Consider the following 22,287-nt stretch of genomic DNA (forward strand, 5'->3'; position numbering starts at 1 on the left):
TGCAGTTAGAAAGTAGTCGCGATACTGAATGAAATAACACGGGCAAACGGATATTCGATTCCCCGCTCCCTTCTTACCGTCGATATGCGGAACACATCGTTGAGGTAGGCATTGAGCGAAAGCGATTTCATACCCACCCTTTTTATAAATCCACGGTTACTGAAATCATATCCCACGCGTACAGACTCCGCACTCAGCGTATTCTCTTCCTGGATGAAGCGGGAAGACATCTTCGTATCGGCCGTGATGGAAATAGCCCGGAACTGCGTCACATCACCTGCCTTTTTCCACCGGTCGTACAGTGCCCGCTTATCCTGGTTATTCATTACGTTGTTGTTGTCGATATTCTCTACTTTGGTAAACAAGGCGTCGTTCATGATATCGCCACCGTATTGATACCTGATCACGATACCCAGCGAAAATCCTTTCCACGCGAAGGCCGACGACATGACGCCTTCCACCACCGGACGCCGGTTACCCACTACCACCACATCTGCGGCGTCGTAGTCGTAGGTCATCGTACCATCGAGCTTGCGGAAGATCTCACGACCACTGGCCGGATCGATGCCGTAGGAATACACGGCCCACAGATCGTCGGCACTGTAACCGTCTTTGTACCTGTCCAATTGCTTGCTTTCTTCCTGCGTTTTGTTGAGTCCTTCCAGTTGCTTGCCCAGTCCACCGAAGACGGCTTTCTGCATGATACCTGTCAATCCGATGGACCAGTTGACGCCATGACGGTTCTGCCGGATCGGTGTATACCGGATATTCGCTTCGAGCCCCCGGTTGATCTGGTGCCCCACATTGCGGGGAAAACCATAAATGCCGGTGGAAGAAGGCAGATCAAGCTGCACGATCAGCGGATCTGTATTTTTCTCGAAAGCATTGATAAAACCTGTTAGTTTGCCTGCCAGCAAGGTGAAGTCGAGACCTATATTTGTTTGCAGGGTCTTTTGCCATTCGAGGTCTGGATTACCCAGCGTGGCCAGTGTAGTACCCTGACCAAACAGGTTGATCATTCGCTCGTAGGAGTATACCGACACGGACGTTATCTGGCCGAAGTTTTGGTTGCCCGTAGCACCCGTATTGGCTTTCAGGCGCAGCACTTCGATCCAGGGTTTGTCGGCAAAGAACTTTTCGCGGTGCAGGTTCCAGGCACCACCCACCGACCAGAACGGGGAATACATCTTACCCGATCCAAAAGCAGTGGAACCATCCATCCGATAGGAGAAGTCGACCACAAAACGTTTGTCGTAGGTATAGCTGGCGGAGGCCAGGAAGTTGTTTCTCCTGAACTGGTTGTAAAAAGTATTTGGACGTCCATTAGGTGCATACCCATAGGCAAATGCGGGATTGCCGTTGGAGCCTGACGGGAAACCGACGGACTCGGAGAAGTATACTTCATCTTTATTCTCCTGCGCTTCCATGCGCACCGTTCCATTTAATTGGTGACGGTCCCCAAACAGGTGGTTGTAGGTGAGCATGGCATTGGCCTGGTAAATAAAACTATTGAGGCGCTGGTTGGTGTGTCTTCCTTTTTCAAAGATGCCCTTGTCGTCGAAGTCGGTATGCTCAGGGGCTTTGTAGGTTACCGCATCTTCTGTACTCTTCGACAATTGTATACCGGCCAGCAGGTTGAGGTCGTTGTTGAACTGGTAACCAAACTGCAGGTTGTTCTGCACCAGCATGCCTTTCGTATTGTTGTAATTGTTGAGCGTCGCATTCCACAGCGGATTGACGATCCTTTCGGATCGGATGTTTCGATTATACGACACTTCCAGGTACTTATCGACTCCGCCGCCTGCATTGTATTTCTCATAGTAAGGATTCGCCTCGGCAAAGATGTTGAATGAACCATATGGCGACTCCACAGCCGTATATCCATTCACCATGGTGCGATTGGTGATGCTGACCTTGTTCTTCTTATAAAAGAGATCGACATTACCTTGCCAGGTCTTTCTGCCGGATCCCTTGAGCACCCCATCGGTTTGCTTGAATTGCAGACCGGCAATATAACTGATCACGTTATCGCTGCCTTCTGCGCGAATGGAGTGCCCGTGCGAAAAACCTGGTTGCACAGGTTCATTGAGCCAATAGGTGTTAACGCCACGGCGTACGCGGGTAAGCCGGGAAGAATAGAGGCTATCCAGGTAAAGCTGTTGTTCGATCAACGAAGGATGATATACGGTATACCTGCCGGACAGTCTTTCGAACTCGAGTTTCTCCTCGCCATTCATGAGGTTGTAGCCCGACAGATCAGGTAATTCCAGTTTGAAGTCACCGGTATAACTTACCTGCATCCTGCCGGCTTTGGGGCGGCGGGTTTCCACCACCACTACCCCATTGGCCGCGCGGGCACCATAGATGGCCGTGGAGGCTGCATCCTTCAACAGCGTAACGGATTCGATCCGGTTGATGTCGAGGTCTACGATGGTGCGTAGTTTGGCTTCAAAACCATCGAGGATGAAGAGGGGTTGGTTGGGATCGGCGGCAAACTGGCTGCGCAATGTATTGTTCGTAATACTGGTTTTACCGCGGATCTCCACATCGGGCAATTGATTGGGATTGGAACCAAGGGTATTGTTTTCAGTGAGAATAAAGGAAGGATCGAGAGAACGCAGACTCTGTATAACGTTCTGGTTGCCGATCGCCTTGATCTGAGCATTGTTGAAGGAAGCGGTGGCGCCGGTAAAGCTTTCTTTGCGGCGGGTGGTGATGCCAGTCACAACCATGTCCTGGAGGTTGGTATCGGAAGGCGAGAGTACGATAGCTGGTACTTCACCGTCTTTTACTTTAACGGAGCGGGCGGTAAAGCCAACATAGCTGATGACCAGCGTGAGGTTGTCGCTGCCGCCGTCGATCTCGAACGAACCGTCGGCTTTGGTGACGACACCAATCTTGGTACCGCGCACCACGACGCTGGCGCCCACGATGGGTTTGCCTTTGTCGTCAACGACCTTTCCTTTGAGGACAGGTGGCGCTGTGGCCGGGGCCGCTGTTTCCGGATCAGCTTCTTCCTTGCGGCGCAGTACAACGGTGTTGCGCACCGTTTCCCAGGTAAAAGGCTGTCCTTTGAAGCAGAGGTCCAGTACGGTACGCAGGCTCGCATTGTTCACATCGATCGTGACCGGATGTGCTTCCTGCAGCCAGTCGTTGCGGTACACGAAGGTGTAGCCCGTCTGCTCACGGATCTTTCTAAAGACCGTTTGGATCGGCACATTTTTTTCGGACAAGGTAACCTGCGACATCGTCCCGGCGCTGACGTGCAAACAAATGCCGAGTAACAAAAAAGTAGTCATTCTCATAGCCAACCCAAGTTTGGAGCGGCGGCTCAAAACCTGCCTGTAAACCGCTACAGGCATGGCTTTGCCATACGCAATTAAATGCATAGTTTTGGTTAGGTTTTGGTGATCAATAACAGTGTGTCAAAAATTGTTAGTATTCGCCAGCCAGCCGGTCATGTTGCCGCATGCCCGGCTTTTTTATGCGATTACCTTTCTTTCTCTTATTTAGCCGATAGCAATAATTTTTTGTTTTCGATCCTATACCTGACGCCACTCAACTCGAGAATGCGCAATACCTCCGATAACAAGAGGCTCCGGGGAAACTCGCCACTCAACGTCCCCCCTGGTATACCGTTTTCATAGACGACATCCACATCGTACCAACGCTCCAGCTCGGCCATCACCAGCGGCATTTTGGTATCACTGAAATAGAACTGCCCTTCTTTCCAGGCCATGATCGCGGAAAGATCGACCCCGGTTCGTTTTTTCAGCTGACTGTTCCCTACCACCATTTGCTCACCGGGTTGCAGTATCCCCTGGTTGCCGCCAGCAGATAACTTCACCGAACCTTCCAGCAAGGTGGTCGCAGTACCTTGTGAGATATCGTAGGTATTGATGTTGAAATGTGTACCCAATACTTGTATGGTTCCCTCTGTAGGAGCACCGGCTTTTGCAGCAAAATCTACCACAAAGGGTCTTGCCGCATCCTTCGCCACTTCAAAATAGACTTCACCACTCACTACCACCTTGCGGTTGTTTTCGACAAATCTGGTGGGATAAGTGATGCTGGAAGCCGCGTTAAGCCACACTTTCGTACCATCGGGCAATACCACCTGGAACTGCCTGCCACGGGGAGTAGACATCGTATTGTAGGCAACCGGACCATCCGTCACGGCAGGCACTTCATACACCAGCATGCCTTCCCTGATCACTGCCCGCATGCCCTGCTCTTCCAGTAACCCGGTATGGAGACTATCCAGCACGATCTTTTGTCCGTTGGCCAGCGTCAGCACGGCCCCATCCTGACCAGGCAGGGCATCGTGGTGGAGAACGGCCGCTGCGGGAACCGGCACCAATGGCTTGGGTGTACGCAGGAAGAATAGACCCGCGGTGACGGCAGCCAGCAAAACAGCAGCTGCTGCCCACCAACCATACCGGCGGCGCATCGGCACTACCCGGGCAGCTGGAATATCGGCCGCCAGTACGGATTGCAGCAATGGGTCATACCGTTCGCTGTTGTAGTCAACATCTGGTGTTTGTCGTGCCAGTAACGCAGCCAGTGCCTCGGTAACGGCTTCCTTGTTATGCGGTTCCCGCACAAACTGATGCAATTGCTCCAACTCTTCGGCATCGATGGCCCCCTGCAATTGTTTGTTCAATAAGGTTTGTAATATTTCCGGTTGCATCGGTAAAATTGATCAGGTTGTGTCAATAAGACCGGTAGGCCGATCTTTTATACCAATACACCGAAAAATATTTTTTTGGGGAGCAACTGGCTCAGCGCCTGAGCAGGAGAATGACGAGGATGGTGACAGTATAGCCCTGGCGGTTCAGCTGACTACGGAGAAACTCGAGGGAGGCCGACAAGGTATTGCGGACGGTCTGTACCGACAACCCCAGTTGTACAGCGATCTGGTCGGCGGTCAGGCCCTGTTCGCGGTTCATGAGGTAGATCTTTCTGCGCTGGGGTGATAGTTGAAGGACGGCCTGTTGTAAAGCGGCTTTGAGAAAATTGAGCTGGATGAGGTCGGCTGTTTCGGAATTGGCTTCCTCTGCCTGCCGCCCGACGGCCTGCAGGGCTTTGCGCTCGGTCACCGAACGCTGGAAAAGGGAGTAGCAAAGATTGGCGGTGATCTTGAAAAGCCAGGCCCGCGGATTGGTCAGCCCGGGGATCTTATCGCGGTTGAGCCAAAAACGCAAAAAGCTTTCCTGGATGACTTCTTCTACCTGCGCGTCGGAATGGGTAATGCTGAAGATGAAGGGACGTAATTGAGGCACCATCTGGCGATAGAAACTGGCAAACGCCTGTTCGTCACCAGCGGCAATGCCGGTAAACAAGGAGTAATCAGTCAGCAGTTCGCTGGTTTCCGATGGAGTAAATGTTGCCTCGTCCATAGCCTCGGGCTAAAATTAGTTAAAAATTGCACCTGTAAAAGGCAGGACCCCGATTGAATCGGTTAAACAAACGTTTGCATACGATGTTTTTGTTTGTTTTTCATGGCCAGGATCAACAACTTCAAAGCGCGGCGACCAGGCCACCGCGCTCTGAAGCGTATAACGCCATGTTACTTATGCAAGGCTTCTCCGTCGCAGGGACTTTGTCCGGTGGTGGCTGCCCCATCAGTATGAGAATACACGCCCGACAGGTAAGATGGATACACATAGAAAGAATGGATATGGTATCCCCAACCATGTTTCGTCACATACCCCGTGTACGATTCAGTAGGGATCTGCAGGCACGAGCTGGCATAAAAAAGCCGGACGTCGGTGACTGTACTGGTCGTCGATTCGATGGTGAGACTAAGCAAGGCCGGGGTACTATCTGACAGGGTCGTAGACCGGTACACCGTTACAGGTGCCAGCGGGGCGGATGTATTGCCCACGGCTTGAAAGCTAACAAACGATACTGCCATGACCAGGAGTGCGACCATGGAAAACAGGAATTTTCTCATGCAAAAATTTTAACGGTTATGAATAGTTTAAATATACCAATAAGCTACCGGATTGTAACAACCGATTACTTCTTTTTTTTCGTACATTTTCGGTTTGAAACAAGCTGTATTACCGTCACAAAAAGAATCCGTATGAGATCGCTCCTCTACGTGCTTGCTTTACTATGTTGTGGCTCGTTGTCGGCCCAGGTGTCCGTTCAATTTCTGCCAGCGAAACCAATACCCGGCCAGCCGATCACCGTTGTCGTCAACGGCGACTCGATCGGTTTGCCCCCACAAGACAGCCAGGTCGCTGTTGTTTATCTGTTGGAAATGGATCAGGTACCGGTTGCACAAGAAATAAAACTGGTACGTAATGGCATCTATCACACGGGCAACTTTACCACACAGCCAGGTACGCTGGCAGTAGCGATCGGTTTTCCGACAAGGCTTTACATAAAAGACGCAGATCCCCACACCTACCTGTATGGAAATGACAGCCGGCCTTTGCCAGGCGCGCGACGCACCTGGGGACAGGCCGCCCAACGATATGGAAACCTCTGGGCAAAAGAAATGTCGATTGCAGAGAGTCAGCAATTAGCGTTGGAAGATATGGCGCTTCATAAAGCCTACCTGAAAGCAACATACCCACAATACTATCTTTTTACCCTCACCCTTAGTGACAAGCCGGAAGACCGCGCACAATTGCAACAAGAGATCGACAGGCTGATCGACAATCCGGTTACCCCGGAAAGCGACCTCGACTACATCAAATACCTCTATACCCGTATCAAGCAACCGCAAAGGAAAGCAGGTGTCGACTCGGTGATCCTTGCTCGTTACCCCACAGGCAAAGTCTACCGCTTTTACCGCGTCGCGGCATTCTGGAATGAAGAAGAAAATCCGGAGAAAATGGAAGTGTTGTATGGTCAGTTGCTGAAGGACCTGCCCCCCGTAACCCCTGCCGACTCGATTGATTTTGACCGCTATTGCAATGGACTCTCAGCCGCCTGGCTGGCCAAAGACAGCATTGCCAAAGCAGAATGGTATGCCCACCGTATCCGTGACAACCGGCAACGGGCCGTTATGTACCACGATATTGCCGAGAAACTCGCCGGTGAAAACATTCATGGCAAGCCCATCAACGTTTCGCTGTCGGAGAAATATGTACAGGAAGCTATGGCTCTGCAACAGGCACTGCTGAACAATACCAACGGCAAACCAGCTTATTTGACGGAGGCGGGATGGAAGCATCAACTGCACAATACGTACCTGGCCTATACAAGAACCTATGCGCTGCTCCTGTATCACCGCAAACAATACCAGCAAGCTTATGACTGGCAGGAAAAAACCATGTCGGTCTTTTCTTATACAACTACTCCTTATGAGGCATTTGCTGTTTATTCGGAGAAAGTGAAAGGGGCGGTCGCCACGCAACCCTTCCTGGAACAATGTGTACGAACCGGCAAAGCCTCTCCGGCCATGAAAGCAGCCCTGAAAAAAACATACCTGCTCAAGCATACCGAACAGCAATGGGATGGCTACTACAATGGGTTGAAAACCGAACTGCTGGCCAGGTTGCGCACCAAACTCTCCCAGGAGATACTCCAGGAAACAGCTCCTGATTTCACACTCAAAGACCTTGATGGCAAAGAAGTATCAATGTCCAGCCTAAAAGGGAAAGTGGTCGTACTCGATTTTTGGGGTACCTGGTGTGGGCCTTGTGTAGCCTCTTTTCCAGCCATGAAGATGGCCAAAGAAAAATTCAAACAGGATCCCAACGTCGTATTCCTGTTTGTCGATGCAAGAGAAAAAGGAACCCCGCAGGAGGTGAATAAAAAAGTGGCCAGTTTTCTACAAAAGAACAACTACCCGTTTCGTGTACTGCTTGACCTGGATGATGCGGTCGTCAACAGCTTCAAAGTACCTGGTTTCCCCACCAAATACATTATCGACGGTAATGGTCTCATTCGCTTTATGGAGGCTGGGTTTGGCGGATCAGACGAAAACCTGACCGACCAAATTACGGCTATGATCGAACTGGCCCGCGAAGCGGGCGCAGGCAGTGGTAAAAGAGGATTTTGACAATCATCGATCAGATTACGATGGGCCTGTACCAAGAGGGGATGCAGGCCCATCATTTTTTTTATACATTTGGGCAAAATCAAGGCATGGAAGTCAAAATAGACGATAGCTGGAAACAGGTATTGAAGGAGGAGTTTAAAAGAGATTATTTCACGCAGATCGTAGGTCACCTGAAACTGGAAAAAGCGGGTGGCAAAACCATCTATCCGCCCGGTGGTCTTATTTTCAATGCCTTTAACCTCACCCCGTTCCATGCGGTAAAAGTAGTGGTGATCGGACAGGACCCTTACCATGGACAGGGGCAGGCCCATGGACTTTCCTTTTCGGTACAGGATGGCGTGAAGCCCCCGCCCTCCCTGGTCAATATCTATAAAGAGATCCACAACGATATCGGGCTGCCCATTCCCAAACACGGCAACCTGACAAAATGGGCCGAGCAGGGCGTTTTGATGCTCAACGCTTCGCTGACCGTAAGAGCAGGCGAACCCATGAGCCATTCCCGCATTGGCTGGGCCGACTTTACCGATGCCGTCATCCGCAAGGTATCGGAGCAAAAGAAAGGCGTCGTATTCCTGCTCTGGGGCAAGTTTGCACAGGCCAAACAAGAGCTCATCGATGAAACCAAACACCAGGTGCTCAAAGCAGCACACCCTTCTCCCTACTCGGCCGACAGCGGTTTTTTCGGCTGCCGCCATTTTTCCAAAACCAATGAATACCTGGTTCAGGAAGGGCTCGATCCGATAGACTGGTCGCTCTAATCCATTAACTTGCGTCCATGAAACTGATCAAAGAGATATTGGGTCGAGTTTTTGCCATATGGGCCATCATCGTATTTACCGTTACGCTGATCGTGTTCCTCATCCCCTTCCTGCTGTTTACCGTATACCTGCCCGATCCGAAAAAAACGCTGCGCTTCATCTCCATGTCGCGCGTATGGATGGGTGTATTCCTGCCCCTCATCGGCTGTCCGCTGCGTGTACGCGGCCGCAAAAACTTCAAGCCCGGCGAAAATTATGTGGTCGTTTGCAACCACAATTCGTTCATGGATGTGCCCATCTCCTCGCCCTATATTCCTGGAGGCAATAAGACCATCGCCAAAATAGAAATGGCAAAGATCCCCCTCTTCGGATTGATCTATCGCACAGGTAGCGTACTGGTAGACCGCAAGAGCGAGAAAAGCCGGAAAGATAGTTATGGGCAAATGAAGAAAGTACTGGCGATGGGCCTGCACATGTGTATTTATCCCGAAGGCACCCGCAATAAAAGTGACCAACCCATCAAGGCTTTCCATGACGGCGCCTTCCGCCTGGCCATCGATACCGGCAAAGCGGTGGTGCCCGGGATCATCTTCAATACCCGTGGTGTGCTGCCGGCCGACAAACCTTTCTTCCTGATGCCGCACCCTTTACGTTTTCACTTCCTGCCGCCGATACCCGTAGCCCCCAACGATACGGTAGAGTCGCTGAAGAACCGGACCCACGAGATCATGACGGCGTATTATGTGTCGAATAAGTGATACCAGGCACCGAGGCAACAAGGCAGCGAGGCACAGAGGCAACGAGACAGTGAGGGAAAATATAAGCTAATTATAAACAAAGCGGCCCGCCGTCGATGAGACAGCGGGCCGCTTTGTTGGTAATCTATTGTTACTGGTAGTAGAAACGGGTTCTGTTGATCCGAAGGTCACGCAGCAGGCCCGACTTGGGATTGATGGTGATGTTGAACGAACGATAGGTGCCCACCGGTGTTACGTTGATCGACAACTGCCAGCAGTGCATTTCACGCGACAGGAACATCGTCAGCATCTGTATCGAGGAGGTACGGAAATCGTAATAGGTGTTAACGCCCACCTTCCACTTGGGTGTCAGGTTGAAATCACCGTTCACGCTGACGTTTGAATTGGTCTGTGTTTCCCAGCCCGAGTAATCGGCTTTGAACAAGCGCGAAAAACTGAACGAATACGACAAGTTCAGCGACCAGGGGATATTGAAGTCGGTAAACTCCGCCGGGTTCTGTCGGGCAAACATCAGCTGTTCCTGCTGTTCTTCCGGCGTCATGGGCGGCAATTGACTGTTGAACGAGTCTTCTTCCTTGGGTGCCTTTTTATCGTCCTTGGGCTTACTCTGGAAAGAGGTAGATACGGCGACGTTACCACTGGTAATACGGCCCGGAGAGAACCGCCCACCCGACCAGGAATACTCGTCGATCCTGAATCCTCTGTCATTCACCTTATAGGGATCGAGGTTGGCCCCTGCGGTGATGTTGATCTTTTCAAACAAGGTACTGCGCAGGTAAAGACTGATCGTCGACAATTTGAACGAGTCGGCCAGGAAGTTATACCCTCCATTGAAACCAAAGCCATCGATGAGGCGGATCTTTTTAATGCCGCCGTCAGTGGTATCTTTTTTTGACCGCACTTTCGCTTCCAGGTTGTTGTCGAGACCAAAACTGATACCGCCAAATTGCCCTTCCCCAAAAGGTCCGAAGATGGTACCGTCGAAATGAGAGAACCGGTAAAAGTTCTTACCAGTACTATCGATTTGTGCATTGTAATATGCCCCTTTCGACAAGTCTGGCTTATAGCTGATGGATAAGGTAGGCCTTATCACGTGGCGGATCGCCGTTATGGGACTATTGGGGCCAAACTTTTCAAACTTCCCGAAGATAGCTGTACTCAAGCCCAGGCTGAAGGAGATATCACGCATGGTGTAGAACCCTTTTTCGGTAAGCGTATCCATCCGGTTGTTGACCTTATCCCACTCACGCGTGAACTTGCGCGAGTACCATTTTTCCTGGAAGCTGATACCGGGCGATACCTGTAAGGGGCCCAGCGAAGGCAGCGACAGCTGGATGGGAATACTGTGTTGGGCACCCCATTGCATCGTATCGAGGATCTTGCTGAGGCTGAAATCCTTTTCGTACAGACTGATCTGGTTCGCCACATTCGTGTTCAGACCAATACCCAGCTTCTCATACCATTTCGAAGCCCCCACGGCCTCTTTACGGGCAAAGGGATAAAAGGTATTGACCGTGAACGCCACATTGGGCAGGTTCATATTAATAAGCGTGGTGGTGTTATTCTGGTTGTGGTTGGCACTGGCCGTCAGGTTGAACATAGTACCCCAGGTCTTGGAATACGTGATAGAAGAACTCAAACTGTTCTGGTAGTTGCGCAATGGGTTGTTGGTGACATACTGGTTGTATTTGGATGAACCGGCATTCACGTTGGCGGAGAAGCTCTGTCCCGGCCTGGCCCGGCTATCTACCGAATGGCTCCAGGAGATGTTGAAGGTTTGCGCGGTGGTAAATTCCTGCTTGGCGTCATTACTGAGGATCCGCGTACTCTGGTAAGCCAGGTTCATGGATCCATTGTACCGGTACCGTTTTCGGTAAGTCGGCGTTACGAATGCGGCCCAGCCCCCATAGGAGTAAATATTGGTACGCAAAGTAACGTCGAAGTAATCGTTGATTACTTTATAATAACCCAGTCCTTCGAGGCCAAGACCAAACTGGTCGCTGGCGGCAAACTGGGGAGGCAACATACCCGAATGACGCCCCTGGTTGAGTGGAAAGAAACCAAAGGGCAGGTAGATGGGTACGGGTACTCCTTCAAATTCGGGGTGTATCGGCCCCGTGATCGCCAGCTTCTGGGTCACCATCTTCATGCGGGGTGTCCGGAAATTGAAGTGCGGTGTATCCAGGTTACAAGTCGTGATGATACCTCTTGCCGCGAAATATTCTGTAGGAGAAATCTTTTTAATGGTAGCGCCATGAACGATCATTTCACCCTGGGCAGTAATGGCCGATTGGGTAAGCCCTTTCATGGTTTTGGTATTGAAACGCATGAAGTCCGCATCCAGGATACTTTCGGCCTGCACCATTTTGGGTCTGCCCCTAAAATTACCGGCTGAGTCGCGGCGTGAAGTGGCAATCACTTCATTCTTCGATTGATCCATTTCAATACTATCGGCCGTCAGGTCCATATCCTTGTACTTCACCTGACCTTTGCTATACATGATGATCCGCTTATTGGGTATATCCATCACCATCGAATCCGAGGCCGAATAATGAATGGGGGCATCCAATGAGTCTTTGGAAAGTTTTATGCCGAAGGTATCGGTTTTGATACCCGATGTATCGTTCTTTTTACCGGCCGTGTCCACGGTTTTCCTGGCCGCGGAATCGCGCAGCCTGGGGATGGTATCCGTTCCCGGTTTCGTAGTATCCTGGTAGGCCGTTAATGTATTGTCAAAACCAGTAGTACGGGAATAATTACCCAGCACATTCACCGTTAAAAGGAATAGTGCAGCGAGTAATATCGGCAACCCTGGTTGTTTTAGGCTATTTTTGCGTCCGTAGATCATATGCAGTGGTGGGCAAAAATAGATATAAATGCATTAAGAATGTGTGAAGATTGGTGTGCCCATAAAATCATAACAAAATATGTTCAAAAGGATTACAGGCGTCGTTTTTTTCACTGTGGGAGCATTGCTGTTGATTGCGTTTACTGCTAAAAAACCTGTACCCCCCAAACAAGGTTCTCCAATAGGTATCATCATCATCGACCCCGGTCATGGAGGGCGCGACCCCGGTACCCTGGGCAGTTTCTCCCGCGAGTCGCATGTGGCACTTGCCATCTCCCTCAAACTGGGCAAAGCCATCAAAGCCGCCTTTCCCGATACCAAGGTGTTGTATACACGCTCTACCGACATCCTACCGGGCAACAAAACGATGAAAGAGTCCTATTATTACAGGTCCGACTTTGCAAATTCCTCTAATGGCGATCTCTTTATCAGCATCCATTGCAATTCGATCGGTAAAAAGCCAGGTGGCTGGTACGAAAAAAAGATCGTGTCGTACAGGAACGTGACCACCGGTAAAGGGAAAAAGAAGAAAACAAAAAAAGTTCCTGTATATAAATCTTATTACGTCAAGAACACCCATAAGGGTACCGAAACCTATATCTGGGCATCCGACCGGGTGGGACTTAAAGGCGAAGCGATCAATCAACGCCAGGAAGAAAGCGGAGAACATGCCGACAGCTCCATCGAGTTTGACATGAATACCCCCGAAGCCCGCATCCGGGCGCAGTTGTACGAGAAAAAATACTTTGGCAAAAGCCTAACCCTCGGCAATTTCGTCGAAGAAGCTTTCCGCAAAAGTGGGCGCATCAGCTATGGGGTAAAGCAGCGGAACCAGGAGGGCATCTGGGTGTTGCAGGCGACGGGTATGCCCAGCATTCTGGTAGAAACAGGATTTCTCTCCAATACAGAAGAAGAAAAATACCTCAATAGCGACAAAGGCCAGCAGGAAGTAGTGAACGGCATCATCACAGCACTCCGCAAATACAACGCCGCCCTTGACGGAAAATAACCGCTATCGGGAAAAATATCGCCTCCCTGAATATTAACGTATTAATAAGCATCTTCATCCGTTATTTTTGCATCTATAAAATCCCAGGCACTCACTATTTAAAGCGCCCGTTAAGCGATATGATGAAAAAGATCACTTGTTTACTGCTGATAGCCATCGCCTTTACGGTATTGACCTCCTTTTACGCCGAGCCCGGTGCTCCTGTGCAGAAACCTGTGATAAAAACCATCATCGTCGATGCAGGTCATGGCGGCTCCGACAATGGTGCCCGCGGCGATTATTCTTTCGAGAAAGACATTTGCCTGGCGGTAGCGTTGAAGCTGGGTAAAAAACTGGAACAGGAATTTCCCAATGTCAAGATACTCTATACGCGTACCCGCGACGAATATCCTTCGATCAAGTCCCGTGCTGATTTTGCCAATGCCAACAAGGGGGATCTGTTCGTATCGATCCACGTAAACGCCGGAGGTAAGATCAAGCATTCCAAGTTCGCCGGCTACCGTACCGAAACCTATTATACCGGTAAAGGCAAAAGCCGGAAAAAGCGAACCCGCAAAGTGCCAAAGTACACCGTCTATTATACCGACAACCCTTCCCGGGGCACGGAAACCTATATCTGGGCTGCCGATCGCGCCGATGCCAAAGGGGAATACGTGGGTGAGCGCCTTTCGGAAGATGTGAACGACTCTACCGAATACGCACCCGATATCAACGATCCGGAGTTCAAGGCCAAATCTTTGCTGTGGACTAAAAAGTATTTTGACAAGAGCCTGATGCTGGCGACCCTGGTGGAAGAAGAATTTGTGAACGGCGGCCGCGAAAGCCGGGGCGTAAAACAGCGCAATGAAAAAGGCATCTGGGTGCTGCAGGCCACGGCCATGCCCAGTATCCTTGTGGAAACCGGGTTTATTTCGCACCGCCCGGATGAAGATTACCTCAACAGTACAAAAGGGCAGGAGGAAATTGCCACCCAGGTCATGAATGCCATCAAGCGCTATAAATTGGCCACTGAAGGCAATCCAGCGCCGCAACAGGGCTTTTAAATGCCGAAAACTGGATTCCCACAACCTGTAATTCCCTATTTTTGTCGCTGGTATGCTTTTTTAAGGAATTCATAAACAACATTCCAGAAGCGCCATTGCTCACAAAATAGCCGGTAATGAAAATTTCGAATGAAACCAAGGTAGGATCTCTCACTGCTATAGCTATCGTCATATTGATCTTGGGGTTTAACTTTCTGAAGGGTAGAAATGTTACCGACCGTAGCGATAAGATCTACGCAGAATTCCCCAATGTAGACGGCTTACAGGTATCCAATCCCATCATGATAAATGGTTTACAGGTGGGTAAAGTGTACGGTATGAAGGAAAAGGACAAGAACCTGAGCGCCATCATCGTCACCATCAGCCTCAACAAAGACATCAATATCCCCAGAAATTCGGTGGCCACCATTAGCAGCGAACTGCTGGGTACGACCGCTATAAAGATCAAATTGGGCAATTCGACGGCTTATGTCGTAGATGGCGATACCCTGAACACCATGAAAAGCCTCGGACTGGCCGACAGACTGCAAAGCAGCCTCGACCCCACCCTGGCCAGCGTCAACAAAACACTGGGTTCCCTGGATAGCGTACTCCACAATCTCAACAGCGTCCTGGACCCCAATACCAAGAATAACCTGCAAAGTATTGTAGCCAACCTGACAACTTCTTCCAAATCGCTGGAACGGCTGCTCGATGCCCAAACCGGCATGCTGGCCAAAACGCTGGCTCATACCGAGTCCATCACCGGCAACCTGGCCAACAACAATGAAAAGATATCGGCGACAGTAGCCAATATGGAAAAAGCAACAGCAAAGCTTGCCAATGCCAATTTCGACCAGGCAGTCAATACCCTCGAAGGCACGTTGAAAAAGCTGGACGCTACGGTGGACAACATCAACAACAGCAAAGGCACCCTCGGTTCGCTGTTAAATGATCGCAAATTGTACGACCAGCTTCTGCAAACGAATCGCAGTTTGACTACCTTGCTCGACGATTTGCGGATGCACCCCAAACGTTATGTTAGCATTTCCGTATTTGGGAGAAAAGACAAAAAAGGACCGCTGACGGCACCTATCTATGACTCTACCTCCAAGAAGTAATCCTGAGAAGTATAAGATGCGAAGGTTCCTTAACCTCCTGGTGGCATTACTATTATTGAGCACCGCGGCTTCCGCACAGGTAACTGTTACACCACAACCAGGCGCCGATAGCGTCCGGGTGGTAGACCTGATCTATGCCGATAAGATCCGCCTGGAAACCGTCGACACCACGGTCGACTTACAGATACTCGTGGGTAAAGTGCACCTGAAGCAAGGCAAAACCCATTTCTTTGGCGACAGCGTCATCTACAACAAGAAAACCAGGATCGTCGAGGCTTTTGGGCATGTACACATCAATGATGCCGACAGCATCCATACCTATGCGGATAAACTGCTGTACTACGTGGATACCAAGAAGGCCATCCTCACCAACAATGCCAGGCTTACGGACGGCAAATCCACACTGACCACGAATGAATTGCACTACGACTCCAACGAAAAGATCGGAGAATACTTCAATGGCGGCAAAGTAGTCAACAGCAAATCGGTACTGACCAGCAAGGAAGCCACTTATTATGGCGATCTCAAAGATGTATATTTCAAGAAGGAGGTGGTATTGATCGACCCCGCCTACCAGCTCCGGTCCGATTCATTGTTATATAATACGAATACGGAGGTCACCACCTTTATTACCAAGACCTATATCAAAGACAGCTCGCAACGCGAGATCGAAACCAAAGAGGGTTTCTATGACCTCAAAAACAAAAAAGCGGAATTTGGCAAGCGCCCGACCATGATCGATGCCAAAGCCAGGACCAGGACCACCGCCGACTTTGTAGATATCAATGATAGTACCGGCATTACTACGCTGACTGGTCGTGCTGTGCACGTAGACAGCGTGCAATCGGTATCGGTACTCGCCAATTATATGTGGGTCAACAAAAAGGACGAGACCTTTTTTGCCACCCAAAATCCTTTGATGATCATCAAGCAGGACAAAGACTCTATTTATGTGACGGCCGATACCTTGTACTCTGGCCGGCTCAGCAAGTTGAAAGTACTGACCCGCACTGACTCATCGACCGGTAAGCTCGATACCATCAAAGGTGCTATTACACTGAACGTAAAGGAAAAGCCCAAAAACGACAGTGCCGACCGGTACTTCCAGGGCTACCACCATGTACGGATCTTCTCCGATTCACTGCAGGCCGTATCCGACAGCATGTTCTACAGCGGGGCCGATTCGGTTTTCCAATTGTTTACTGACCCTATTGCCTGGGCCAATAACAGCCAGATCACGGGCGATACCATGTACCTCTATACGAAGGATAAAAAACCTTCCCGGCTCTATGTATTCGAGAATGGGTTTGCGGTCAACAAGGTTGGCAAAGACATGTACAACCAGTTACGGGGTAACCGGATGAATGGATACTTTGTCGACGGGAATATCGATTACATGCGCTCGAAAGGCAATGCAGAAAGTGTTTTCTACGTCATGGACGAAGACAGTGCCCTGGTGGGCGTCAACAAAGCCGAAGGAGATATCATCGATCTGCGGTTCCTCAACAAAGAACTGAACAAAGTGGTGGTCATCAGCGAACCCAAGGCAACGATGTTCCCCGCCAAACAAACCACCGAACAAGACAAGCTACTACGCAACTTCCGGTGGCTGGAAGCCAGAAGACCCAAGACCAAGTTTGAACTCTTCGGCAACTAGCCCTATGGGAATAATATAAGATATCACACCGCACGTGCCACCCGCCGTGCGGTGTTTTTGTGTCCGTTTACATTCACGCAACTTTAACGGGCACACCATATATGATGGCATTATTTTTCGTTCATAACTACAAACCGGACGGACCATGAAACGCCTTACACCGCACATCAGCAACAACCCCATTGCAAAACAGGTAACGCTACTGGTCGCCTTCACCAGCTGCTGCCTGCTACTTCATCAACGTGCCGATGCACAGGATTACCGCTGGGGATTTGGCTTACGCCTCAGCAATTCCTCGCCAACCATCAACACCTCCGTCAGCGGCAAATATTTCATTCATGAGAAGAGTGCGGTAGAAGGCCTCGTATCCTTCGGCAGTCGCTTTGGAATGGGTGCCCTGCTCGAGATCCACAATACCATTCCCGGAGCTGATGGACTGCGCTGGTTTTATGGAGCTGGTCCTTATATCGGCTGGCAGGATAACAGAACCTATGCCGGTCCGATGGGGGTACTGGGCCTCGACTACAAGTTTCCCACGGTCCCCGTCAGCCTATCGATCGACTGGAAACCGGAGCTCGACATTAGCCCGGAGATCAACTTTGTGCCGGACGCTTTCGCGCTATCGGTGCGGTTTACGCTAGGTCCCAAACCCTAAATCCCCCTTTCATAGCCCCCTTCCTGTCCTCAGCGCCTGCCTGCCTTTATGGGTAGGGCAGCCTCCTTGCGTCCGTGGCGACGCGATTTTTAGCGCATCCTCTCCCCTTCGTTCAGCCTTCCGCATCACCCCTGCTGCCGGTTATCTCCTCCGGTTGCGGAATTTAGTCGCATTTTACCCCTCAAACCGACTTTACCTGCACATATATGTCGAAACATGCACGATTGGCAGGTTAAATGCTCGTTATCTATCCCATATTTGCTTTTTTATGCGACAATTTTCCTAATTTGGCTCGTCAACCAAGCTGATATGCTTAAAAAAGAACGGCAAGCTTATATACTCCGGCAGGTCAATCTGCACAACAAAGTATTGTCTTCCACACTCAGCAGCGAGATCAATGTATCTGAAGATACGATCCGCAGAGACCTGCATGAACTGGCAGAAGATGGCCGGATCATCAAGGTACATGGAGGCGCTCTCTCCCACTCCTTTCATGACCTGTCCAATCCATCCAGCAGTATTTACCTGCATGACCACAAAAAGGTGATCGCAGAAAAAGCAGCTTCCCTGATCGAAGATGGTATGTATATCCTCACGAGTGGGGGTAGCACCATCCTTGAACTGGCTCGTGTATTGCCACCGCAGTTGCGCGCCACTTTCGTATCGGGTAGCTTGCCGGCTATCGTAGAATATCTCCAGCATCCCAATATTGACGTGATCGTCATTGGCGATAAAATATCCAAGAACAGTCGTATCACGGTTGGCGGTGAAGCCATCTCCAAGATTGGGCATATCCGTGCCGATCTGTGTTTCCTGGGTATCGATGCGATCTCCGTGCAGCACGGTGTTTCCGACAGCGATTGGGATGTAGTCCAGCTAAAGAAAGCAATGATCGAGTCTTCCCAGAAGGTCGTTTGCCTCAGTATTGCCGAAAAGACTAACAGCGTCAAGCCTGTACACGTTTGTCCGGTCAGCAGTATCCATACGCTGATCACCGAATTGCCGCCGGGTGACCCGGCCTTACAGCCCTATGTCAATATGGGTATCGAGGTATTATAAGGCGAACTGCCCGTTCACCGTCCCTTTGTGCATTCCAGCCATTCTTATCCTATTCTTATCGGGTCCGGCTTATTGTTCATCAACTAGGCTCCATACACTTTAAATAACAATTTATGAGAACAAAACCACTATTCCTGCTTATACTGCTTTGCCTGACAGGCTTTGCTTATGGGCAGACCATCACCGGCGGGGTAGTCGATAAAGCTACCCGGGAGCCGATCGCGTCGGCTACGGTGACTGCCGGCAAGGGTCCGCAGTCCGTTCAAACAAATGCACAAGGAAAATTCACGATCGATGTGAAAGGAGCCAAAACCATTACCGTGACTGTTGTCGGATATGCGCCTTCAACGTCAAACGTAACGGCAGCTACCGAGTACAGCATTGAACTGGAACCTACCAACCAGGCGATGCAACAGGTGGTTGTTGTAGGTTATGGCACCCAAAAGAAAGCCAACCTGACCGGCGCGGTTGCCACGGTAGATGTTGACAAAACCTTTGGTTCCCGTCCGGTGACAGACGTTGCGCGTGGGTTACAGGGCGCCGTGGCCGGCCTTACCATCACTACTGCTACCGGTGACCTCGGCACTGATCCCAAGATCAGGTTACGCGGTCTCCAGGGTTCATTGAATACCGGCTCGGGAGGCGCCAAGCCCCTGGTTCTCGTAGACAACGTAGAGATCCCCAGCCTTCAGATGATCAATCCCGATGATATTGAATCGATCTCCGTACTGAAAGATGCGGCCTCGGCTTCCATCTACGGTACGCGTGGTGCTTTTGGCGTTATCCTGATCACTACTAAATCAGGCAAAAAAGGCGCTCCTACCAGGATCACTTATTCCAACAACTTTGCCTGGAGTGCTCCTACCACCACTCCCAAGCTGATGGGTGCGGCAGATAACTCGGAAGCAACCCTGGCTGCTCTTCAACGCACCAGCAGCGCTACCTCCTTCAAACTGCTGGGCTCTACCATCGACCAGTTTGCCATCGGCAAAATGCGGGAATGGGAAAAGCAATATGGCGGTCAGGACCTCGGCGATGAAATGTTGAAAGGACGCGATTGGGATACCATCGGCGGTAAATTATACTTCTATCGCTCTTTCGATCCTGAAAAAATGTACATGAAAGACTGGACACTGCAACAACGCCACGATATCAACGTGAGCGGCGGCAGTGAAAAGACCTCCTATACACTCGGCCTTGGTTATATGAACCAGGACGGTATCCTGAAAACCAATCCCGATCAGTTCAAACGTTATAATCTTACGCTTGGCATGACCACGGCAGTGAAAGATTGGCTGGATGTACGGGGAAAACTCATCTATTCGAATACGCTGCTCGAAACACCCTTCATATTCAGCGGCACCCAGTACGGCCCCTTGTATTATCTCTACCGCTGGCCAGCCAACCATCCTTATGGTACCGTAGACGGCAAGCCGTTCCGGAATGCTGTGACCGAGGTGGCCCAGGCCAATATGGATAACAACAAACGCGCGATGTCGCGTATCTCCGTTGGAGCCACCCTCAAACCCTTCAAAGGATTTACGCTCGACGCCGACTACACGTACACCAACATCAACCAACACCTGAAGCAGGTAGGTGGTAATACGCTGGCGTATAACTGGTGGGATTACAGCACCACTGTGGGCCTGAACTATTCTGCCTACCAGCCCGTGAGCTACAACAAAGCCCGTTATTATTCTTACTGGAATGAGATCAATACGGGCAAAGTGTTTGCGACCTATAACAAGACCATCAACAAGGACCATGTATTGAAATTCATTGCAGGTGGCGATATCGAATTGTATCGTGCCACGGATCAATCGTCTGAGCGCGCACTGCTCATCGACCCTGCTTATGGCGAGCCGTCGCTGGCAACTGGCGCTATGACCGCCGATAACAGCAACAGCCATTGGTCTACCCTCGGTTTCTTCGGCCGTATCAACTATGCTTATAAGAACAAGTTGCTGCTGGAGCTGAATGGCCGCTATGACGGTTCATCTAAGTTCCCGCCCAGCGATCTCTGGGGTTTCTTCCCCTCCGTATCGGCAGGTTATGTTCTCACGGAAGAAGACTATATGGATCCCCTCCGTGATGTATTGTCCTTCCTGAAGGTTCGCGCCTCTTATGGCTCCGTGGGCAACCAGGTGGTGGGCAACTACCGCTTCCTGTCACTCATGAGCTCCAGCAACTCCGGATGGATCCTGCCCAGCGGCAATACCGTTACCATGAGTACACCTGGCGCCTTGTCGCCCAACCTGACCTGGGAAACCATCAACACCCTCGACTTCGGTGTGGATGCCCGTTTCATCCAGAATAAACTGGGTGTCAGCTTCGACTGGTTCCGCCGCAATACGCTCGACATGATCACGGCTGGTGTTACCCTGCCTTCTTCCTTCGGTACTTCTTCGCCGGTACGTAATTTCGGTGAACTGCAGGGTACCGGTTGGGAACTGTCGATCGACTTCAACCACACCTTCCACAATGGACTGCACATCGGCCTCACCGGCACCTTGTCAGACGCCCTGGAGAAGATCACCAAATTCTCTGCGGTTACCAAGTCTTTGCCTGGTGCTATTGCAGCGATCAACACCACTTATTATGAAGGCATGACACTCGGTGAGATCTGGGGTTATGAAACAGACCGTCTCTTCACGGCAGACGATTTCTCAGGTGTAGGAACTACCAAACCCGGCATTCCCAGTCAGAAAAAACTGGAAAGCGGCTCCTTCGTATACGGTCCTGGTGATATCAAGTACAAAGACCTCGATGGCGATGGAGAGATCTTTCAGGGCACCAACACCGTAGACAACCCCGGCGACAAACGCATCATCGGCAACTCTACGCCCCGGTATCAGTACGGCTTCCGCATCGATGCCGACTATAAAGGTTTCGATCTTGGTGTATATGTACAGGGCGTTGCCAAACGTGACCTCTGGGCAAGTGGCCCCATTGTATTCCCTGGTTTCCGTGCTGCAGAATCGTGGTTCTCGCACCAGACCGATTATTGGAAAGATGCCAATACTCCGAATGCCTTCTATCCCCGCCCGGTTGAATACGGTGCCACGATCGATCGCTGGAACTTCCAGCCTCAGACGCGCTACCTGCTGAACCTGGCCTATACCCGTATCAAGAACATTACCGTTGGATATACCTTGCCTGCCGCCATCGTAAAGAAAGCCGGCATGCAAAGAGCCCGTATCTATTTCACCGGCGAAAACCTGATCACCTTCGACAAGCTCGGCGATATACCCATCGATCCGGAAATCGACTTCAGCCAGACTCAATTGGATAATGACCGGGCTGGTTTCGGTCGCGTGTATCCGTATCGCAAAACCCTGGCCGTCGGATTACAGGTTACTTTATAATTCTTAAAAAAAGAT

General features: G+C 50.6%; 15 protein-coding genes. 10 read left to right on the forward strand and 5 right to left on the reverse strand.

What is annotated here, in order from left to right; genetic code table 11:
* Nucleotides 1-5: 5 nt before the first annotated feature.
* From P2W70_RS30865 to P2W70_RS30880, 4 genes are all read right to left on the reverse strand, one after another.
* Nucleotides 6-3,305, reverse strand: coding sequence for a SusC/RagA family TonB-linked outer membrane protein (locus P2W70_RS30865; protein ID WP_276485461.1), 3,300 nt, complete (start codon nucleotides 3,303-3,305; stop codon nucleotides 6-8).
* A gap of 200 nt (nucleotides 3,306-3,505) precedes the next feature.
* On the reverse strand, nucleotides 3,506-4,690 hold the full coding sequence (locus tag P2W70_RS30870; protein WP_276485462.1) for a FecR family protein: 1,185 nt from the start codon (nucleotides 4,688-4,690) through the stop codon (nucleotides 3,506-3,508).
* A 91-nt stretch (nucleotides 4,691-4,781) separates the two neighbouring features.
* Nucleotides 4,782-5,399 carry an RNA polymerase sigma factor gene (locus P2W70_RS30875; protein WP_276485463.1) on the reverse strand — a complete coding sequence of 206 codons (618 nt, stop codon included), beginning with the start codon at nucleotides 5,397-5,399 and terminating at the stop codon, nucleotides 4,782-4,784.
* 170 nt (nucleotides 5,400-5,569) lie between these two features.
* A complete protein-coding gene (locus P2W70_RS30880; RefSeq protein WP_276485464.1) occupies nucleotides 5,570-5,956 on the reverse strand; it encodes a hypothetical protein in 387 nt (128 codons plus the stop codon).
* Nucleotides 5,957-6,088: 132 nt separating this feature from the next.
* On the opposite strand from P2W70_RS30880, the gene P2W70_RS30885 reads away from it, so the two are divergent.
* The 3 genes from P2W70_RS30885 (at nucleotide 6,089) to P2W70_RS30895 (ending at nucleotide 9,536) form a co-directional block, all read left to right on the forward strand.
* Nucleotides 6,089-8,020 carry a TlpA family protein disulfide reductase gene (locus P2W70_RS30885; protein WP_276485465.1) on the forward strand — a complete coding sequence of 644 codons (1,932 nt, stop codon included), beginning with the start codon at nucleotides 6,089-6,091 and terminating at the stop codon, nucleotides 8,018-8,020.
* An 86-nt stretch (nucleotides 8,021-8,106) separates the two neighbouring features.
* Nucleotides 8,107-8,778, forward strand: coding sequence for a uracil-DNA glycosylase (gene ung / locus P2W70_RS30890; protein ID WP_276485466.1), 672 nt, complete (start codon nucleotides 8,107-8,109; stop codon nucleotides 8,776-8,778).
* 17 nt (nucleotides 8,779-8,795) lie between these two features.
* Nucleotides 8,796-9,536, forward strand: coding sequence for a lysophospholipid acyltransferase family protein (locus P2W70_RS30895; RefSeq protein ID WP_276485467.1), 741 nt, complete (start codon nucleotides 8,796-8,798; stop codon nucleotides 9,534-9,536).
* Nucleotides 9,537-9,666: 130 nt separating this feature from the next.
* Here the strand turns inward: P2W70_RS30895 and P2W70_RS30900 are convergent, their stop codons facing one another.
* A complete protein-coding gene (locus tag P2W70_RS30900; RefSeq protein ID WP_276485468.1) occupies nucleotides 9,667-12,345 on the reverse strand; it encodes a putative LPS assembly protein LptD in 2,679 nt (892 codons plus the stop codon).
* A gap of 118 nt (nucleotides 12,346-12,463) precedes the next feature.
* On the opposite strand from P2W70_RS30900, the gene P2W70_RS30905 reads away from it, so the two are divergent.
* The 7 genes from P2W70_RS30905 (at nucleotide 12,464) to P2W70_RS30935 (ending at nucleotide 22,272) form a co-directional block, all read left to right on the forward strand.
* Nucleotides 12,464-13,393, forward strand: coding sequence for an N-acetylmuramoyl-L-alanine amidase family protein (locus tag P2W70_RS30905; RefSeq protein WP_276485469.1), 930 nt, complete (start codon nucleotides 12,464-12,466; stop codon nucleotides 13,391-13,393).
* Nucleotides 13,394-13,512: 119 nt separating this feature from the next.
* Nucleotides 13,513-14,436, forward strand: a complete 924-nt coding sequence (locus tag P2W70_RS30910) for an N-acetylmuramoyl-L-alanine amidase family protein (protein WP_276485470.1) — start codon at nucleotides 13,513-13,515, stop codon at nucleotides 14,434-14,436.
* Between the two features lie 116 nt (nucleotides 14,437-14,552).
* Entirely contained in the window at nucleotides 14,553-15,536 is a 984-nt protein-coding gene (locus P2W70_RS30915) for an MlaD family protein (RefSeq protein WP_276485471.1), read from the forward strand.
* Between the two features lie 16 nt (nucleotides 15,537-15,552).
* The gene (locus P2W70_RS30920; RefSeq protein ID WP_276485472.1) at nucleotides 15,553-17,193 is read left to right on the forward strand and encodes an OstA-like protein; all 1,641 of its coding nucleotides are present in this window, start codon (nucleotides 15,553-15,555) and stop codon (nucleotides 17,191-17,193) included.
* A 145-nt stretch (nucleotides 17,194-17,338) separates the two neighbouring features.
* The gene (locus tag P2W70_RS30925; RefSeq protein ID WP_276485473.1) at nucleotides 17,339-17,848 is read left to right on the forward strand and encodes a hypothetical protein; all 510 of its coding nucleotides are present in this window, start codon (nucleotides 17,339-17,341) and stop codon (nucleotides 17,846-17,848) included.
* Between the two features lie 309 nt (nucleotides 17,849-18,157).
* Nucleotides 18,158-18,907, forward strand: a complete 750-nt coding sequence (locus P2W70_RS30930; RefSeq protein WP_276485474.1) for a DeoR/GlpR family DNA-binding transcription regulator — start codon at nucleotides 18,158-18,160, stop codon at nucleotides 18,905-18,907.
* 113 nt (nucleotides 18,908-19,020) lie between these two features.
* The gene (locus P2W70_RS30935; RefSeq protein WP_276485475.1) at nucleotides 19,021-22,272 is read left to right on the forward strand and encodes a SusC/RagA family TonB-linked outer membrane protein; all 3,252 of its coding nucleotides are present in this window, start codon (nucleotides 19,021-19,023) and stop codon (nucleotides 22,270-22,272) included.
* Nucleotides 22,273-22,287: the final 15 nt, after the last annotated feature.

The sequence above is a fragment of the Paraflavitalea pollutisoli genome, from assembly GCF_029360705.1.
Lineage (GTDB): Bacteria > Bacteroidota > Bacteroidia > Chitinophagales > Chitinophagaceae > Paraflavitalea > Paraflavitalea pollutisoli.

Bases quoted from the DNA above. Each gene is read 5' to 3' on its own strand.
- P2W70_RS30865 (WP_276485461.1), bottom strand. From the start codon at position 3,305: ATGAGAATGACTACTTTTTTGTTACTCGGCATTTGTTTGCACGTCAGC.
- P2W70_RS30870 (WP_276485462.1), bottom strand. From the start codon at position 4,690: ATGCAACCGGAAATATTACAAACCTTATTGAACAAACAATTGCAGGGG.
- P2W70_RS30875 (WP_276485463.1), bottom strand. From the start codon at position 5,399: ATGGACGAGGCAACATTTACTCCATCGGAAACCAGCGAACTGCTGACT.
- P2W70_RS30880 (WP_276485464.1), bottom strand. From the start codon at position 5,956: ATGAGAAAATTCCTGTTTTCCATGGTCGCACTCCTGGTCATGGCAGTA.
- P2W70_RS30885 (WP_276485465.1), top strand. From the start codon at position 6,089: ATGAGATCGCTCCTCTACGTGCTTGCTTTACTATGTTGTGGCTCGTTG.
- ung (WP_276485466.1), top strand. From the start codon at position 8,107: ATGGAAGTCAAAATAGACGATAGCTGGAAACAGGTATTGAAGGAGGAG.
- P2W70_RS30895 (WP_276485467.1), top strand. From the start codon at position 8,796: ATGAAACTGATCAAAGAGATATTGGGTCGAGTTTTTGCCATATGGGCC.
- P2W70_RS30905 (WP_276485469.1), top strand. From the start codon at position 12,464: ATGTTCAAAAGGATTACAGGCGTCGTTTTTTTCACTGTGGGAGCATTG.
- P2W70_RS30910 (WP_276485470.1), top strand. From the start codon at position 13,513: ATGATGAAAAAGATCACTTGTTTACTGCTGATAGCCATCGCCTTTACG.
- P2W70_RS30915 (WP_276485471.1), top strand. From the start codon at position 14,553: ATGAAAATTTCGAATGAAACCAAGGTAGGATCTCTCACTGCTATAGCT.
- P2W70_RS30920 (WP_276485472.1), top strand. From the start codon at position 15,553: ATGCGAAGGTTCCTTAACCTCCTGGTGGCATTACTATTATTGAGCACC.
- P2W70_RS30925 (WP_276485473.1), top strand. From the start codon at position 17,339: ATGAAACGCCTTACACCGCACATCAGCAACAACCCCATTGCAAAACAG.
- P2W70_RS30930 (WP_276485474.1), top strand. From the start codon at position 18,158: ATGCTTAAAAAAGAACGGCAAGCTTATATACTCCGGCAGGTCAATCTG.
- P2W70_RS30935 (WP_276485475.1), top strand. From the start codon at position 19,021: ATGAGAACAAAACCACTATTCCTGCTTATACTGCTTTGCCTGACAGGC.